We start from the raw sequence: 15,876 nt of genomic DNA, 5'->3' as shown, positions 1-15,876 counted from the left end.
CTTTGTTGTGCAGGATAGGTCGCCAGTTCAACCACTTTGGCATTTTGTCACGATTCCGTGCCACGTCTATAGATTCAGGCGATACCCAACAGCTTGATCAGGCAAAAGCTGATTACGGACAATACGAGCAAGGACAGGATGACCACGACGGTGACCCGTCCGCCGGCCTTCAACACCGATCGGGCATCAACGCCGAGTCCGAGTGCAGCCATCGACATGATAGTCAGGAAATTCGCCGATATCTGCGCCGGCTGGATCGCGAACTGCGGGATAAGACCGGAGGAGCGCAGCACCATCAACAGCAGGAAGCCGACGATAAACCACGGGACCATCTGCGATAACGGTGGACGGAGGCCACTCTCCTTGCGGCCGAACAGGGACAACACCAGCACAACCGGGCCCAGCATCAGGACGCGGACCAGCTTCACCAGCGTGCCGATGTGCGCACTTGTCATTGATACCGCTCCGGTGGCCGCCAGCACCTGGGGTACGGCATAGACGGTCAATCCGGCAAAAATGCCGTACTGGACCGGCGACAGCGATAGCAACGGCACCAGGAATGGCAGTACTAGCACCACCACGACACCGAGCACGGCGGTAAACGCGATCGAGGCGGCGACATCCTTGCCGTCGGCGTCGATTACTGGCGCCACCGCGGCAATGGCAGAGTTGCCGCAGATGGAATTACCACAGGCAATCAGGATCGCCATTTTGCTCGGCAGCCCAGCTGCCCGTCCGATGTAATAACTGCCAAGTATGGCGATCGCCACCACGATCGCGATACCGCCGATCAGGTCCGCCCCTTTATCCAGAATGGCGCCGGCGCTGACCGATACGCCCAGTAATACTACGGCGATCTCCAGGACCATCTTGGCGCCGAAACGAATGCCGGCGTCGAAGCGCGGATTCAGGCTGTAACAAGTCCGCACGATACTGCCGAGCAAGATTGCGAGCACCAGGCTTTCCAGCCAGGCGCGACCGAACAGATGCGTTTCCAAGCTTTCCAGCGCAAAGGCGGCTACTGTGACAAGCCCGCACAGGGCCAGTCCGGGAAGAAGTTTTTTTGTATTTGTTATTACATTTACGCTCATTTTGCCCGCCCGTTATTACCTAAATGCGATGAGGTGATTATCGGATGGACAAATCGTTGAGTCCATCTTACAATTTTTCACATTACGTTAAATAAAATCGAACGATTAAATGATGCTGAAACAATGACACTGGAACAATTGCGCATCTTTGTCGAGGTGGCTGAACGCGAGCACTTGACGCAAGCGGCGACGGCCCTCTCACTGACGCCTTCAGCAGTGAGCGCCTCCATTCGCATGTTGGAAAGCCGGTATGGCACGCCGCTGTTCAACAGAGTAGGGCGGCGCATCGAGACCAGTGCGGCGGGGCGGATTTTTTTGACGGAAGCGCGAGCCACGCTGGCTAGCGCGCGTGCGGCGGAGCTGACATTGGCCGAATTGGGCGGACTCACGCGTGGGACGCTGAGCATTCAAGCCAGCCAGACGATTGCCAGCTATTGGCTGCCGGCGTTGCTGGTGCGGTTCCGCCAGACGTATCCGCAAATTGAACTCAACCTGACCGTCGGCAATACCCAGCAAGTGGCGCACGCCGTGGTGGAGGGGGCTGCCGACCTGGGATTCATCGAAGGGCACATCGACCAGGCGGCATTGGCGATAGAAACGGTCGACGAAGACCGCATCGTTGCTGTCGTCGCGCCTGGCCATCCATGGGCAAACGGCGAGCGGCTGAAGCCATCGGAATTACTTGCCGGCCAATGGATCATGCGTGAACAAGGTTCGGGCACCCGCTCCGCCTTCGAAGCAATCCTCGCGGAAATCGGAGTCGACCTGGACGGGCTGCAGATCGCCTTGACACTGCCGTCGAATGAAGCAGTGCGCTCGGCCGTGATGGCGGGGCCTTTTGCGACGGTGGTGTCGGAACTTGTAGTCGCTTCGCACCTGCAAGCCGGCTTGCTTTGCAAGGTCAACATCGACCTGCCGCCGCGCTCGTTTTACCTGTTGCGTCACAAGGAGCGCTACAAAACCAAGGCGTCGCTGGCGCTGCAAGAAGTTATTCAGCAGCGGCAAGCGGTAATGTGAACCTGAAGAGGACGTAGCTGCGGTGCCGCCTGTCCTATGTCGGAATCTGGCTGCCGCACAGATTTATCAAGCCTTACGTTCGATGTTTATATCGGCGACCCCGACTGCGATTCCGGGACGTGTAGCCGGGGTCGCCGAGACCGGATCGTCGAGACGTCTGACTGGAGATGCCAGGAGCCTTAACTGAACGGCATTAGCCACTTCGAGGGGTTTTTCCTTGTGCCCCACCCAAACATGCGCCTGGAGTAGCCGTTATAGCGAAACCATTCGGCATTAACGGAGCAATTTTCTGTGTTCGTCAACGCACAGACCTCGCAATGAATCCTGAATATTCTGGTCTCAAATCGTGAAGCGCCGATTGTGGCAGGCCTTCGGGCCATGCGCGCATGTCGGCCGCAGATACGGTCGTGCAGTAGCGGTGGCTTGATCTGCCGACGCTCATCCTTGTCGCCAGAGACTGATCAAATCTGGGTAACTGCCCACAATAACGTGTGCAGTTCTGGTTAATCACACAAAGGAATAATCATGAGATATTCAATGCAACTTGCCGCCATAGCGGCGACACTCACGCTGGCTGGATGTTTTACGTTGCCTACGGGCCCGGCCGGACCGCAAGGCGCGACCGGATACACAGGGGCCACCGGTAACACCGGATATACAGGCGCAACCGGCCGCCCCGGAGCAACTGGCGGTACTGGCGCAACCGGCGATACAGGTGCAACCGGCAACACCGGATATACAGGCGCAACCGGCGATACAGGTGCAACCGGATATACGGGTGCAACTGGTAGTACAGGCGCAAGAGGGAGCACCGGCGCCAGAGGCGCCACTGAGGCTGGAACCGTTGTGGTTATGCCGGCTCGTTAATTAAGTTGAAGGCGAATCCAGGCTGACATTGCTGGATTCGCCAAAGCTGAATATAACTGTGGAGTCAGGAGAGATTATTTTTTCCGCTGCGCGCATGGCTAAGTCACGTCGAAAATCAGGGATCACTAGATCTTGACGGGTTTTCCATTGCAACTGGCTCTGATCGCTTTTTGACACCAATACAATGATTTTTCCTGTTGCGGCTCGCAGCCGGTTAGCAGGCACATGGTGGTAACGCCCAGCATGTAGAGCTTGAACCACCAAGCCATCCGGAATTCAATCAGATCGGTGGACATGGCGGTTCTCGATGGTGATGGCGACAGGATCGGTGCGGGATGCGTATCTGGTTTGGTATTCATTTTTGGATGTCCTTTGCAGCGGCTCGCTACGTTTAGTCCAGTTCCAATTGGCGCTTAGGTAAATCTCCGGATGCGTACGTGATTGATTATCTTGCCGACGCCTTCTATACGCCTGACCAGCGCCAGGTTGCGATCGACCTGAGCCTGGCTGTCAGCGAAACCGCTCAACAAAACCTGGTCTTTTTGCGTCTGGATTCTTATATCAAAATTACCCGTGTCGCCACTTGCCGTCAAAGCAGCTTTGATTTTAGTTGTGAGCGCTGAATCCTGTACTGAGGCGCTGATCGTAGTGGGCGGGGCGGCAACAGGCATGCCTTGAACGTTGTTACAGCCCGATAAAGCTACCGGCAATGCAAAAATAGTCAGCGTGGCCAGGAATGCAAAGAGGTTGGCGGGCGTTATCATGATTTTTCTGTACAAAATAAGAGAATTCCAATCGATGTACAGAACTTTGATCTTGACCGTTATTTATTTCTGTTCGCTAGCGCACCTAGGAACTAATAGGTTTCTCGCTCCGGGTCATTTGACAGTATTCCGGCGCTGTATTTTTCCAGTATGGAAGAAAGTTGACGCAATGTGGGATAGCGAACGGATATGAGGCCAAAAAAGTTTTATAAGATCATTCATTGAGTGAGTAATGCGGAATCCTCGTCGTTGTATTCGCTATTCCACGCTCACTCAATACTCACACGAGAGAACGATCATGGAAAAGTATGTGCTGGGATGGATCCTGGGAGCACCGATGGTGATATTGGTAGCGCTCTATTTTTTTGTGCACTGATCGATTGCTTTTGTTGTTGTGCGCACAAAATTCTTTATCGAGTCGTCTCCTGAAAAGGATAGCAGCATGGGAATCGAATGGTTTAACGGATGGACCAGAAGGTACGCGGTGACACCGGAAAAATTGGCGAAAAATGAATTGAGCGATGCGCGCCTGTCACTATTCCAGTCGGAAAGGCTGTTGTTGGAAGCGGGAATGCGGGTAGATTACCATCGTAACATTCTGGCGTTCCTTGAGGCGATTTCTACCGATGGCGTGGAAAGCGTCGCCGACAGGCAAAGGCCGCAACCGACGTCTTCAGGCCAGCAAGCTCCTCTTGTGCTGCATCAGATATTGCAAGAAGAGCAGATCGATACGAGAAGATCCATGCGGGCAGGGAAGGTGAGTTACGAGTGAGCCGTAATTTGACGAAGCCGGGACTGAAAGACGTGATGGCATAAAGCAAAGAGGCATTGTCCAATTCAATTGTTGTTATTTCATTCCGCATTGGAAACATCATGAATACGCTTCTGAAGCGTTCCTTCCGCCTGGGGGCAATCGTCTCGTGCATCCTGCTTGCCTCGCTGTTCTCTTCATTAGCCGGCTGCAATAAAACAAGAGACATGACCGCAAATCAGCCGTCGGTTGCAATCGATACTGCGGTTGACGATTCAGTGATTACCGCCAAGGTTAAAGCGGCGCTATTGGTGAGCGGTGATCTCAAAAGCCTTGATTTGCAGGTGCAGACGAAGGATCATGAAGTAACATTGAGCGGGTTTGCCGACAATCGCGATCAGGTTGATAGCAGTATCGCGATCACCAAGTCTATCGACAGGGTAACCAGCGTGGTCAACCATATCACCGTCAAAAAATGAGTAAGCTGGTGTTGCTTGATACGAAAAATTCCCTTGGAATACAACACGCTAACACGCTATTCGTCTAGTTTCATGCACGCAGGCTGCATCGGCATGAACTTCGGGTTCACGGTTACCACCTGCACCGGCTTGCCAGCCAGCGCGTTGAGCGCTTGCTTGAGTTGCCAATCCTTGTCGCTGCCGAATTCTTTTTGCGGCAGCGGCGCGCCCTTGGTCTCGTCCAGTTTGGCGAATGCGCGCCGGTCGCGCAAGTGCTGGCGTTCCTTGCGGACGGTGGCAAAAGGGTCGGGCGTAGATTTGCTGGCATAGGCAGGGCGCGGAATGTCGACCTCGCGATAGCTAAGCAAGACACCGTCCATATCCGCATCTTTGCGGGGCGGTACGATCCAGTCCGGCACCACGCCGTAACCTTCCATCGGGCAACCGTTCGGCCGCAAGTTGCGTGCATTGGTCCAGATCAGGTGGGTACCGTCCCGCGTGTCGACCCCGGTTTGGGCCATGCCCTTGCCGTAGGTCGGCGTTCCCAGCAATTTGGCGCGGCCAAGGTCTCTCAGCGCTGCCGCGGTGGCTTCGGCGGCAGAGGCGCTCTGGCTGTCGACCAGCACGATCAGCGGCACGCTGCGCCACCAGTCATCTCCTTGCAATGGTGCGAGCGGGTCTTGTCCTTGCATTACCGGCAGGATGTAATCCGGCCAGTTGGTGGTGACGCGGTGCTGCATTTTATCGTCGCGTTGTAGCGTGACCATCGCCGTCTTGTTGCGTCCCGTGAACAGCGCCGTGATGCCGATTGCTGCGTTGAGTGCGCCACCGCCGTTGATGCGCAAATCGAGAATCAGCCCTTTGACCGCAGGATTCTTTTGGCGCTCTGCCTGCACGGCCTCGATGTAGTCGCCGATGGCGGGTTCCGGAAAGTTGGCCAGCCGGGTGTACAGCACGTTGCCATCGAGTAGCCTGGCGGTAGCTGGTCGTGGCCTGATGAGCGCGCGTACCAGGGTGAATTCGAGCCGTTGGTGTGACGCACCGCGTAGCAACGTGACCTTGAGCGGGGCGCCAGCTTCGCCATTGGCGTACTTTGCAATGTCGCTGTTATCGACGCCCGCCAGGCTGTTGCCGTCCATTGCCACCACCAGATCACCGGTACGGACACCCGCATGCGCGGCGGGCGCGTCCGGCACCACATCGATGATATGCAGGCCGGTGGGCAAAATTTCAAAGATGATGCCGATGCCAGGTGTGCCGTTGCGCGCGCGTTGGTCTCTTTGAGCCTGCTCTTGCAGTTCGGCGGTACTGATAAAGCGGGCGTAAGGCAGCGTTTTGACGCCAAGGCGAATGGCTTCGTCGAGAAAGGCGGGCATGTCGATTTCTGTCAGGTGCTCTTTCTTGAGCACCTCCACCACCGATTTGAGTTCACAAATTTGCGCTTCCCAATCCGCCGGGCAGGGCGAGACCTCGGTAGCGCGGGCCGGCGCATGAAAGCCGGAAGCACAGAGCAGCAGCGGCGCAAAAAGCGCGGCAAATGCGGACCGATGTCGGAGACGATGCGGAGCCTGGGCGGCATCATGCCTGGGGACCGCGGCAGAACCTGATTCACTTTCGAACGAGCCTGGTGTGTGCATTTTTTGCCATTCGATAGGTGCGAAGCGCCGGGATTAAAGTCTATCAGCCGGCAGTCGAATCGTGGTGGATTGATCTCATCGCGTCGGTTGGCAGATATAGATTTAGCTTCGATAGAAAAATAGTAAAAGAAGTAGTAAAAGAAGTAGCAAAAAAACTTGCGTCGGCGCAGACAGTCCGGCATACTCGGTTTCGATGTAGACGTCATCGCACGCATCAAAAAATTATTTGATGGCAGATACCTGAGTAGATTCATTCGCGGCGCAATCACTTTGCAGATAGCATTGGATGGCGCGAATCTCCTCAAGTATCGGTAACTATCAAAGCCCGCTTCGGCGGGCTTTTTTTATTTGTAAGAAAAATAGACCAAGAGAAACCGGGATTCAGTCCCGCACGCGTGAGTGACGCGCGATCCAGTTGGTCTCCCACGTCTTGCCGCCATCGGTCGACAGCGCTTGCTCCCAAGTTGCGTTATCGGCTGAGAGTACCGACCATGTGTAACGGACCCGGACTGGCTTGTTGTCCCATATGTCGTCGCCTTCGAAAATTCCTACGCCGTTGATGAACTTGCCGACCACTGGAGCTAACAGCGAACCTGTTTTATCCATCCCTCCGGTCTTGTTGTCGAGCCAGTAGATACTCCAGAGCTTGGTTTCGGGGTTGAAGATGCGCAGCGACATGGCGACAAATCCGGGCCGCCAGTTGATGGGATGAAAGTCATCGTAATTGCCGATGCCGGCCGGCAGCTTGCGAGCTTCTTCGGTGGACTCGAAGGTCTCCCATTGGTTTGAACCTTGCAAGCTTGTCAGCAGTCGCTGGTTAACCGTGTGCCAGCGCCCTATGACGAAATCGAAATCGCGCGCGCCGTCAGTCAGCTGTTCTGTGGTTTTCATGGGCGCTTCTCCTCTTTGCGTGGTGGCACAGCCACCTATATTGGATGCTGATAGAAGTATCGTCGACACAAACGACAGGCGACGCAGATGCAATGCCGTTGCCGAGACTGCTGCCATTTTGTTTCCTTTCGCTGGAAGTGCTTTCTGTTTGACCGGATGGTTGCCACGGACCGGTTGCTTGCCTGAAGCTGCTTGCATGGTAGGCGCTAAATAGGGCGTTATCCGCCCTGTTTGCCGAGGTAGTTGAAAGGATGATTCGATTGTTTTTTTGTGCAGGTTGACTAAACCGGAAGGGCGGAGATTCAAGGTATGATTCCGGAGGTGCAGGAATCGGCCAGCGCATCCGGGCAGGCAGCCGCCAGCCAGCAATCACAAGCCGGTGTGCTGCACCGCGCAAAAAAACCAACCGCCAGAGACGATGCCAATAAGCGACACGATTGAAGGTATTTACCGCAGCGAATCGCGACGCGTATTCGCCACCTTGATTCGCCTGTTGGGCGACTTCGATATGGCCGAAGAGGCCTTGCAAGAGGCATTCAAAGCCGCGATCGAACAATGGCCGCGCGACGGCATTCCCGACAAGCCGGTGCCATGGCTGGTATCGGCAGGGCGCTTCAAGGCGATTGATGGTATCCGTCGCGGGGCAAGATTCACTGCCTATGATGAAGTGGCCGAAACGATCGAGGCGATTGCCGACGATACGCCGGCTTTGGACGACCGTGAGCATGTCGAGGATGATCGACTGCGCCTGATTTTTACCTGTTGCCACCCCTCGCTGGCGCCGGATGCGCAGATTGCGCTGACCTTGCGTGAGGTCTGCGGCCTGACAACCGAAGAGATCGCACACGCTTTCCTTACGCCGGCAACCACGCTGGCGCAACGGATTGTCCGCGCCAAGGCCAAGATCCGCGATGCCCGCATTCCATACCAGATTCCCGGCCGCGATGAATTGCCGGCACGTCTTGAGACGGTCCTGCGGGTCGTCTACCTGGTGTTTAACGAAGGCTATTCCGCCTCGTCGGGAGCGACGCTGACCCGCCATGATCTGTCGCAAGAAGCGATCCGCCTGGCGCGCCTCCTGCTGGAGCTGCTGCCCGAGCCCGAGGTGATGAGTCTGCTGGCCTTGATGCTGTTGCACGAATCGCGCCGCACTGCGCGCAGTTCGGTTGACGGCGACCTGATACCGCTGGACGAACAGGACCGGACTTTGTGGAACGCCGTGCATATAGCTGAGGGTTCAGCCCTGGTGGAGCGGGCCTTCGCAACGGGGCGCTTCGGAACTTATGCGTTGCAGGCTGCCATTTCGGCCATCCATGCAGAAGCCCGCCATGCCGACGCCACCGACTGGGAACAAATCGTCGGCCTGTATGACGCTTTGCTACGGCTGGAACCTACGCCGGTGATCGAATTGAATCGCGCGGTGGCAGTCGCCATGCATCAGGGGCCGGCAGCCGGGCTGGCTTTGGTGGAGAAACTGATTACTGGTGGCCAGTTGCAAAACTATCATCTGGCACATGCTGCGCAAGCCGATTTGCACCGGCGCCTGGGTCACGTTGCGGAGGCGCGTGCCGCTTACGGGCGGGCGCTGGCTTTGACCCGGCAAGAGCCGGAACGCCGTTTTCTGCATCGACGCCTGGCGGATTTGCCTGATTAGCAACTCCTCGTTGCGCTCGATCGTGCCAGAGAAATAAAAATATTGCAGGTGTTGTCAATTAGTTGTCGATTTTGCCGCTCCCGATTCGACTATCTAATGCAAATGCTTTTGAAGCGACACTGGCGGGCAATGCACCGCACCGTTGGTCGTCATCCACCAATATCCATCCATCTATTGGAGACCATGATGAATTATTTATGCCTCGTCTATCTTGCGCAGGACAAACTCCACGCCTGTCCGGACAGCGTCTGTTTTGCGTATGGGGAGGAGCTGCGCAACAGTGGCCACTTCATTGCCGGACAAGCGCTGCAATCGACAGACACGGCCACCACCTTGCGGGTACGTAACGGCCAACTCTCCCTGACCGACGGCCCGTTCGCCGAAACCAAAGAGCAACTGGCGGGTTTCTACATGATCGAGGCCAAGGATCTCAACGAAGCAATCCACCTGGCCTCGAAAATCCCGCCGGCCAGGTTTGGTAGCATAGAGGTGCGCCCGGTACGGGAACTTGACCTTACCAACATCGCGCCGGCGCCAGCGGCCGCCTGAGCCCGGATTGCGTTAATTGAAAGTTGAATGGCCATGTGTGGGAGCTAGTGGATAAGGCGTCGCTGCCTAGACCGAAGACATGAGGCGAACGATTTCTTTCCACAGGAAGTTAGCCGCCGGGCTGAGTTTTCGTCCCACGCGAGTTGCCACATAGCGGTCGAACGTATTGGCGATCGGATGCTGAATCGGCACGGCCACCACGAGTCCGGCGGCCACCTTTTCCTTGGCCGCCAACTTTGTCATGAATGCAATGCCCAGGCCTTCAGCCGCAAGCGATGACGCGACGGAGAAGAGATCGCAGGTGATTGTTGGCGATACACTCAGGTTGGCGTCCCAGAACATGGCGGTAACGTAACTCTGTGCCGCAAACTTTCCCGACATGAAAATGAGCGGGTCGTGTGTCAGATCTTCGATACATACGGACGTTCTCGAAGCCAGCGGATGGCTGGCAGCGACGATCGCACACAACGGTTCTCGCTGGAACAGACGCGCATTCAGAAGGGGATCGCGGGAAGTGCCGACGGAGACGCAGATGTCGGCTTCATCCTCCCGGATCATGCGAACCAGCTCCGGCAGCGGCCCCGTGCGAATGTTAAGGGCGATGTCCGGGTACTTTTGATGAAAGCGCTTGAGCACCACTGAAATCAGGCTGCCAACCAGCCCTTCACCAACCGCCAACGTGACATGCCCGCGCCGGAGGTCGCGATACTCGGCTAGCTGCGCACCAAAGCGTTTTGCATGGCGTTCTCGCTCGTGGCCGTACTCAACTGCGGCAAGGCCCACCTGGGTGAGCGAAATACTACGCCCCTTGCGCGACACCAGCGCCAGTCTCAGGTGGCGTTCCGTTGCTGCGATCTGACGGCTAATCGTCGATACATTCACCCCTAGAGACGCGGCGGCTTGCCGCATTCCTCCATGTTTCGCCACCGCGCCCAAGTACTCGAGCGTGCGCTCGCTGATCCCTTCGTTCTCTGTCGGCATGCGTCTCTCCTGTTGCGTCCAACGCAACATTATCGCACATCCGGATGTCAGTTTTAGTGCTGCTTCTGGCGCATACTTCGAGCTCAAACATAGGGCCCAACCGTTATCTGCGGGTCGACAAGCCAGCGCGGCTGTCGATTTGGACAGCCGGCGCCCGCCAGAAAACCATATGAGGAGACAAAATGGAGGCTAACCAAATTTCGTCCGGCACGGTGGCGCCAGATGCGCGCGATAACTTGCAACGCAAGCACACGGCGATCAGCCCGTATGTGTTGCTTTTCGCTGTGCTGATGATTGCGGCGATTGCCACATGGATAATTCCGGCCGGTGAATTCGACCGGGTGGTCAAGAACGGCATCAGCTTCGTGGTTCCGCATAGTCTCAAGAGCGTTCCGCAGCACGGAGTCGGTCTCGGGGCAGTCTTCATGGCAATCGCGAAAGGGATGGTCGCTTCGGGGGAGATCATCTTCCTGATTCTGTTTACCGGCGGTGCACTGGCAGTGTTGGAGAAAACCGGGGCGGTCAAGGCTGCGCTCGGCCGCATCGGGACCGGATCAAATGCGCAGGACGTCTCGGTCATTCTCACCGTCTGCATCATCTTTTCCTTGTTGGGGACCATCGGCGTAGTGACCAATTCGGTAGTGGCGTTCGTGCCGCTGGGTCTCTTGATGGCACGTTCGTTGCGCCTGCCCGCCGTCTTCGGCGTGGCCTTCATCTACCTGGGGACATATTCGGGTTTCAACAGCGGCGTTCTTAATCCGGTAACAACCGGGTTGTCGCAGCGCCTGGCGGAATTGCCCATGTTCTCCGGAATCGTGTTTCGCTCCGCGGTGTACGTCCTCTTTGTCATCGCGACAATCGGATTTCTTATTGTCAACGTCCGTGCATATCGGCGTAATCCGCAGGCACGGAGATTCCTGATCGCCGAACAGGATTTCGTCGCGAGTACACCAACAGAGAGCAGCGCACGCTTGACGTGGCGGCAGATTGCCGCGATCACCTTCTCCGCCGGCGCGCTCTGTGTCTTTGTTTTCGGCGCCGTGGAACTGCATTGGGGTGAGACCGAGATGATCTCGATGTTCATGATCATCGCCATCGGCTCTGGTCTTATCTGCGGGGTGCGGCCCACCCAGATTGCGGATGAATTTCTGGCCGGATCGGGAAAACTGGTCCACGGGGCGCTCATAGTCGGTCTTGCGCGCGCCATTTCTACCGTGCTGAGCAACGGCAAGATCCTCGATCCCATCGTTAACCTTCTTTCCGATATGCTGGCGCCCCTTCATCCTATGATGGCCGCCATCGGCATGTTCCTGAGCGCGGCGGTAATGCATATCGCGATCTCGTCAGGGTCGGGAGAGTCGGCGGCGTTGATTCCCATTTTCGCGCCGCTGGGAGATGCACTTCATCTGACGCGCCAGGTCACCGTGCAAGCCGTACTCCTGGGCGAAGGGATCATGAACTGCTTCAATCCAACGTCCGGGGTGTTGATGGCCGTACTCGCAACCGCACGGATTCCTTACGGACAATGGGTACGTTTCCTCATGCCGCTCATTCTGCTGTGGACTGTCATCTGCATCGCCGCGCTGATAGTAGGCGTCCTGATTAATTGGGGACCGTTCTAAGCGACGCGCTTGTCCGCATCGATGCAAGGGTGTCCTGTGGCGTCGCCGCAACCGTCGTTTCAATCAATCATTCATGGAGGCTCTCAATGCCGCTCAAGATTTTTACATCACTTACCGATATTGCGCCTCATGAGCCGGATCTGACTCGCTTGCGCTATCAGTTGCATTGCAATCCGGAACTGGCTTTCTGCGAGGCCGAAACCTCGGATCTGGTGGCCGATCAGCTACGAGCATACGGTTATCAGGTTCACAGGAATATCGCGAAGACCGGACTGGTAGGGACACTCACGGCAGGCGAGGGACGTCGTACGATCGGCATCAGGGCCGATCTCGACGCATTGCCGATTACCGAGGCGAACACCTTCGCACACGTGAGCCGGAATCTCGGGAAAATGCATGCTTGCGGCCATGATGGCCACACGGCAATGCTATTGGGCGCGGCGAAGCATCTTGCGCAGACGCGGCGGTTTAGCGGCACGGTGAACCTGATCTTTCAACCTGCCGAAGAACGCGGGTTCGACAGCGGCGCCAAGCAGATGGTTGCCGAGGGGCTGTTCGAGCGGTTTCCGTGTGACGCCGTGTTTGCCTTGCATAACCATCCCGGCAAGCCGGCTGGCACTTTCATGTTTCGCTCCGGTGCTTTCATGGCGGCAGGCGACCGCGTATATATCAAAATCGTCGGCCAGGGCGGCCATGCGGCCAGACCGCATCTTGCCCACGATCCTATTGTCGCCGCATCGAGCATTGTGATGGGGTTGCAGACCATTATTTCGCGAAACGTCGATCCAACGAAGGCAGCCGTGATTACAGTCGGAAAATTTGCGGGGGGAGATGCCCCTAACGTTATCCCCGGCCAGGTTGAACTGAGCTTGAGCGTACGATCGTTTGACCCGGATGTTCGAGCCATGCTGAAAAACAGGATCATCGCGCTCGTGGATTCCCAGGCGAAGAGTTTCGAGGTTGACGCGGTCATCGATTATATGGAGGGATATCCGGTTGTCAGCAATGCCGACGAAGAGACGCGCTTTGCCATTGAGGTAGCACGGGAGCTGGTAGGGAGCGACGCAGTGAACGACAACATGGAAATGCTCATGGGCAGTGAGGATTTCGCCTATATGCTGCAGGCTCGTCCTGGCTGTTTTCTGCGCATCGGGAATGGCCCCGCCGATCAAGGGCGGGGCTTGCATAGCCCGAACTACGACTTCAACGACCAGAATCTTACGGTCGGGGCGGCGTTCTGGTCGCGTCTGGTCGAGCGTTATCTAGATCCGGATCGCGTGGCGGCTTGACGATATTTTTTATATGCTCTCTCTCGGATGGCTGTACGCGGCCAGAAGCAAAGGCTCGCGGCAGGTTGCGGTCCGGAGCGTCTGTGACTGCATTGCCCTGGAGCGATGGAAAGGCTGTCAGCCGCGCCGGTCCGGACGTAGTTGTAGTACCGACTCAGGCAGCGATTCAGGCCGGGCCGGAACATATCTCTTCCTGCTATCCAGGAAGAGTATGATAAATACCCCCCTCTCTGATTTGTCTGAGATCGGGTTGCAATATGGCATGTATCAAAGAATAATTTTTTTCCAATAACAAGGAGAAAACTATCATGCTGCATTTCCACCATCCCCCCATTCAACTCAAAACCACCATCTTGCATTCAAGCTTGCCGTCGGCGTGCTACTGGTCGGCGTTATTTCCGCCATTCCTCGCGTTGCCGCCGCAGATGAATCCCACCACTGGTTGATCGCCGACCAATTCAATAATCGTGTCATCGAGGTCGATCCGCATACCCATCAAATTGTCTGGCAATTCGGTAACGGTGCGGACAAGCCAGGGCCGCAGAGCATCGTTGGCACCAACGACGCCGAACGCGTCGGCACTTTCACGTTGATATCCGGCACCGGCATTCCGCCTAGTACACCGCCATTACCGGGCTGCTCCGATCCGGTCAACGGTTGTCCCGACAACCGGGTGATCCTGATTAATAAAGATGGGCACATCGTTTGGCAATATGGTCAAAACGATGGTGTGGCGGGTGCCGGTTTCAATCAGTTGAATACACCGGTGCAAGCGGCGGTGTTACCGCAGTTCCAGCGGCGCCACGGCCTGCATGTGATCATTGCCGACCAGGCGAATCAACGCATCATCGTAGTGGATCGCCAACATCGCTTGGTATGGCAATACGGCACTACTGGAGTCGTTGGCAACGGCCAGAATCAATTGAGCAATCCTAACAGCGCCGAGCAGCTGGACAACGGGAATATCCTGATCGCCGATGAAAACAACAACCGGGCCATTGAAGTCTCCACCGATTTGCAGATCGTCAAGCAATTCACCGCCGGCGGGACGTTAAGCGGGGTTGCGTTCGCCAGCCGGCTATCTAATGGTCATACGCTGATTACTGACTCCAACAACAACCGCATCGTCGAAGTTGATGGCAACGATACGATCGTGTGGGAGTACCCCACCAACACACTGACCGGCAGCAATCCCAATCCGTTGCCCACGCGCGCGGTTCGCCTGAAAAATGGCAACACCTTGATCAGCGATCAATTCAACAATCGCGTCATTGAGGTCACGCCAGCCAAGAATATCGTGCAGCAACAAGGGGCGCTCAATGTAGCCGGCAATGGCTTCAATCGCTTGAACGGGCCATACGATGCTAAGGGGATCGGGGATTTCACCGGATTGACTCCAGCAAGAGATGTCGATCTCAGCGACTGATAGCTGTTTTGCGTAAATTCCGGGGGATGCCACCGTTCGGCATCCTCTTTTTTTGCTGTGAAGCAGCTCACGAGGATGATAGGAAATATGATTTGCCAACTGCGATTACAGCGGCGTTATAGCGATATCAACAACTCAGGAAACTTCGTCTAGAAGCACCAACTTGAACCGTTGGGGTAAGGTGCTCCCATTCGAACTGAGCGCGTGCGGAGCTACAGGTTCTATAGAGCTCAGCGCATAATTTAATGGTCCCCGGTGGAATGTTTCGTAGAACTTCACCACCGAAGGAAGAAATCTTCTGAAATCGAGCAGAAAAGGAGCCCAGTCATGAAGCCACGCATTACAGTCCTTACCCTTGGCGTCGATGACCTCGAAAGATCGCTCCGCTTCTATCGTGATGGTCTAGGGTTAAAAACAGAGGGCATCATCGGAACCGAGTTCGAGTACGGTGCAGTTGTGTTCATTGAGCTGGAGGGAGGTCTGAAGCTTGCTCTCTATCCGCGCAAGAGCCTTTCTCTCGACTCCACACTCCCACTCGGACAACCCAGCGCAACCGAACTATCCATCGGCCACAACGTCACCTCCAAGAAGGAAGTAGACGCCGTCATGGAGCAGGCATGCAAGGCCGGGGCGGTAATTGTCAAAGCGGCTCACGACACCTTTTGGGGCGGCTACGGAGGCTACTTCCAAGATCCCGACCAGCATCTCTGGGAAGTCGTGTGGAATCCGCAGTGGCTGGCCGGAGGTCAGGCATAACCCTGCGTTCGAGGTGACCTGCGCGAGAAAGCCGCGCAGGTGCCTCGACTCCATGCTCCTGAGCGTCCGCTTTTCCAAGCCGGCTACTTCCGCTTAGGGTCGGGCCCTCACTTTTGCGACAGG

Annotated in this window: 16 protein-coding genes; 10 read left to right on the top strand and 6 right to left on the bottom strand. The window is 56.2% G+C overall.

Annotated features, from left to right (window positions below; all coding sequences use genetic code 11):
• Nucleotides 1-74: 74 nt before the first annotated feature.
• Nucleotides 75-1,091 carry a YeiH family protein gene (locus BM205_RS03065; protein WP_092412368.1) on the bottom strand — a complete coding sequence of 339 codons (1,017 nt, stop codon included), beginning with the start codon at nt 1,089-1,091 and terminating at the stop codon, nt 75-77.
• A gap of 123 nt (nt 1,092-1,214) precedes the next feature.
• Here BM205_RS03065 and BM205_RS03060 point away from each other — a divergent pair, with 123 nt between their 5' ends.
• Entirely contained in the window at nt 1,215-2,108 is an 894-nt protein-coding gene (locus BM205_RS03060; protein ID WP_092412366.1) for a LysR family transcriptional regulator, read from the top strand.
• A 525-nt stretch (nt 2,109-2,633) separates the two neighbouring features.
• Nucleotides 2,634-2,975, top strand: coding sequence for a hypothetical protein (locus tag BM205_RS03055; protein ID WP_092412364.1), 342 nt, complete (start codon nt 2,634-2,636; stop codon nt 2,973-2,975).
• Between the two features lie 125 nt (nt 2,976-3,100).
• On the opposite strand, the gene BM205_RS03050 is transcribed toward BM205_RS03055, so the two are convergent.
• Complete coding sequence (locus BM205_RS03050) at nt 3,101-3,334, bottom strand: hypothetical protein (protein WP_092412362.1); 234 nt, start codon at nt 3,332-3,334, stop codon at nt 3,101-3,103.
• Nucleotides 3,335-3,388: 54 nt separating this feature from the next.
• Nucleotides 3,389-3,739, bottom strand: a complete 351-nt coding sequence (locus BM205_RS03045) for a BON domain-containing protein (protein ID WP_092412360.1) — start codon at nt 3,737-3,739, stop codon at nt 3,389-3,391.
• 442 nt (nt 3,740-4,181) lie between these two features.
• On the opposite strand from BM205_RS03045, the gene BM205_RS03040 reads away from it, so the two are divergent.
• Together BM205_RS03040 and BM205_RS03035 are read left to right on the top strand one after the other, a co-directional pair.
• Entirely contained in the window at nt 4,182-4,511 is a 330-nt protein-coding gene (locus BM205_RS03040; protein WP_175511127.1) for a hypothetical protein, read from the top strand.
• 56 nt (nt 4,512-4,567) lie between these two features.
• Nucleotides 4,568-4,969, top strand: a complete 402-nt coding sequence (locus BM205_RS03035) for a BON domain-containing protein (protein ID WP_217646005.1) — start codon at nt 4,568-4,570, stop codon at nt 4,967-4,969.
• A gap of 56 nt (nt 4,970-5,025) precedes the next feature.
• On the opposite strand, the gene BM205_RS03030 is transcribed toward BM205_RS03035, so the two are convergent.
• Entirely contained in the window at nt 5,026-6,585 is a 1,560-nt protein-coding gene (locus BM205_RS03030; protein ID WP_092412356.1) for a S41 family peptidase, read from the bottom strand.
• A 381-nt stretch (nt 6,586-6,966) separates the two neighbouring features.
• Complete coding sequence (locus BM205_RS03025) at nt 6,967-7,476, bottom strand: hypothetical protein (protein ID WP_092412354.1); 510 nt, start codon at nt 7,474-7,476, stop codon at nt 6,967-6,969.
• A 418-nt stretch (nt 7,477-7,894) separates the two neighbouring features.
• On the opposite strand from BM205_RS03025, the gene BM205_RS03020 reads away from it, so the two are divergent.
• Together BM205_RS03020 and BM205_RS03015 are read left to right on the top strand one after the other, a co-directional pair.
• Nucleotides 7,895-9,130, top strand: a complete 1,236-nt coding sequence (locus BM205_RS03020; protein ID WP_092412352.1) for an RNA polymerase sigma factor — start codon at nt 7,895-7,897, stop codon at nt 9,128-9,130.
• A 183-nt stretch (nt 9,131-9,313) separates the two neighbouring features.
• A complete protein-coding gene (locus BM205_RS03015) occupies nt 9,314-9,679 on the top strand; it encodes a YciI family protein (protein WP_254783703.1) in 366 nt (121 codons plus the stop codon).
• 66 nt (nt 9,680-9,745) lie between these two features.
• On the opposite strand, the gene BM205_RS03010 is transcribed toward BM205_RS03015, so the two are convergent.
• The gene (locus BM205_RS03010) at nt 9,746-10,660 is read right to left on the bottom strand and encodes a LysR family transcriptional regulator (protein WP_175511126.1); all 915 of its coding nucleotides are present in this window, start codon (nt 10,658-10,660) and stop codon (nt 9,746-9,748) included.
• A gap of 182 nt (nt 10,661-10,842) precedes the next feature.
• On the opposite strand from BM205_RS03010, the gene BM205_RS03005 reads away from it, so the two are divergent.
• From BM205_RS03005 to BM205_RS02990, 4 genes are all read left to right on the top strand, one after another.
• On the top strand, nt 10,843-12,282 hold the full coding sequence (locus tag BM205_RS03005) for a YfcC family protein (protein WP_092412346.1): 1,440 nt from the start codon (nt 10,843-10,845) through the stop codon (nt 12,280-12,282).
• Nucleotides 12,283-12,368: 86 nt separating this feature from the next.
• Complete coding sequence (locus BM205_RS03000; RefSeq protein WP_092412344.1) at nt 12,369-13,571, top strand: M20 aminoacylase family protein; 1,203 nt, start codon at nt 12,369-12,371, stop codon at nt 13,569-13,571.
• A gap of 376 nt (nt 13,572-13,947) precedes the next feature.
• The gene (locus BM205_RS02995; RefSeq protein WP_139227200.1) at nt 13,948-14,997 is read left to right on the top strand and encodes an NHL repeat-containing protein; all 1,050 of its coding nucleotides are present in this window, start codon (nt 13,948-13,950) and stop codon (nt 14,995-14,997) included.
• Nucleotides 14,998-15,324: 327 nt separating this feature from the next.
• The gene (locus tag BM205_RS02990; RefSeq protein WP_092412340.1) at nt 15,325-15,753 is read left to right on the top strand and encodes a VOC family protein; all 429 of its coding nucleotides are present in this window, start codon (nt 15,325-15,327) and stop codon (nt 15,751-15,753) included.
• Nucleotides 15,754-15,876: the final 123 nt, after the last annotated feature.

It is taken from the genome of Collimonas sp. OK307 (assembly GCF_900113705.1).
Taxonomy (GTDB): domain Bacteria; phylum Pseudomonadota; class Gammaproteobacteria; order Burkholderiales; family Burkholderiaceae_D; genus Collimonas.
The sequence above is the reverse complement of the archived record's forward strand: the minus strand, read 5'-3'. Positions and strand labels throughout refer to the sequence as shown.

What these genes read in the sequence shown, in the direction of transcription:
- BM205_RS03065 (WP_092412368.1), bottom strand. Translation starts at nt 1,091, where the DNA reads ATGAGCGTAAATGTAATAACAAATACAAAAAAACTTCTTCCCGGACTG.
- BM205_RS03060 (WP_092412366.1), top strand. Translation starts at nt 1,215, where the DNA reads ATGACACTGGAACAATTGCGCATCTTTGTCGAGGTGGCTGAACGCGAG.
- BM205_RS03055 (WP_092412364.1), top strand. Translation starts at nt 2,634, where the DNA reads ATGAGATATTCAATGCAACTTGCCGCCATAGCGGCGACACTCACGCTG.
- BM205_RS03050 (WP_092412362.1), bottom strand. Translation starts at nt 3,334, where the DNA reads ATGAATACCAAACCAGATACGCATCCCGCACCGATCCTGTCGCCATCA.
- BM205_RS03045 (WP_092412360.1), bottom strand. Translation starts at nt 3,739, where the DNA reads ATGATAACGCCCGCCAACCTCTTTGCATTCCTGGCCACGCTGACTATT.
- BM205_RS03040 (WP_175511127.1), top strand. Translation starts at nt 4,182, where the DNA reads ATGGGAATCGAATGGTTTAACGGATGGACCAGAAGGTACGCGGTGACA.
- BM205_RS03030 (WP_092412356.1), bottom strand. Translation starts at nt 6,585, where the DNA reads ATGCACACACCAGGCTCGTTCGAAAGTGAATCAGGTTCTGCCGCGGTC.
- BM205_RS03025 (WP_092412354.1), bottom strand. Translation starts at nt 7,476, where the DNA reads ATGAAAACCACAGAACAGCTGACTGACGGCGCGCGCGATTTCGATTTC.
- BM205_RS03020 (WP_092412352.1), top strand. Translation starts at nt 7,895, where the DNA reads ATGCCAATAAGCGACACGATTGAAGGTATTTACCGCAGCGAATCGCGA.
- BM205_RS03015 (WP_254783703.1), top strand. Translation starts at nt 9,314, where the DNA reads ATGATGAATTATTTATGCCTCGTCTATCTTGCGCAGGACAAACTCCAC.
- BM205_RS03010 (WP_175511126.1), bottom strand. Translation starts at nt 10,660, where the DNA reads ATGCCGACAGAGAACGAAGGGATCAGCGAGCGCACGCTCGAGTACTTG.
- BM205_RS03005 (WP_092412346.1), top strand. Translation starts at nt 10,843, where the DNA reads ATGGAGGCTAACCAAATTTCGTCCGGCACGGTGGCGCCAGATGCGCGC.
- BM205_RS03000 (WP_092412344.1), top strand. Translation starts at nt 12,369, where the DNA reads ATGCCGCTCAAGATTTTTACATCACTTACCGATATTGCGCCTCATGAG.
- BM205_RS02990 (WP_092412340.1), top strand. Translation starts at nt 15,325, where the DNA reads ATGAAGCCACGCATTACAGTCCTTACCCTTGGCGTCGATGACCTCGAA.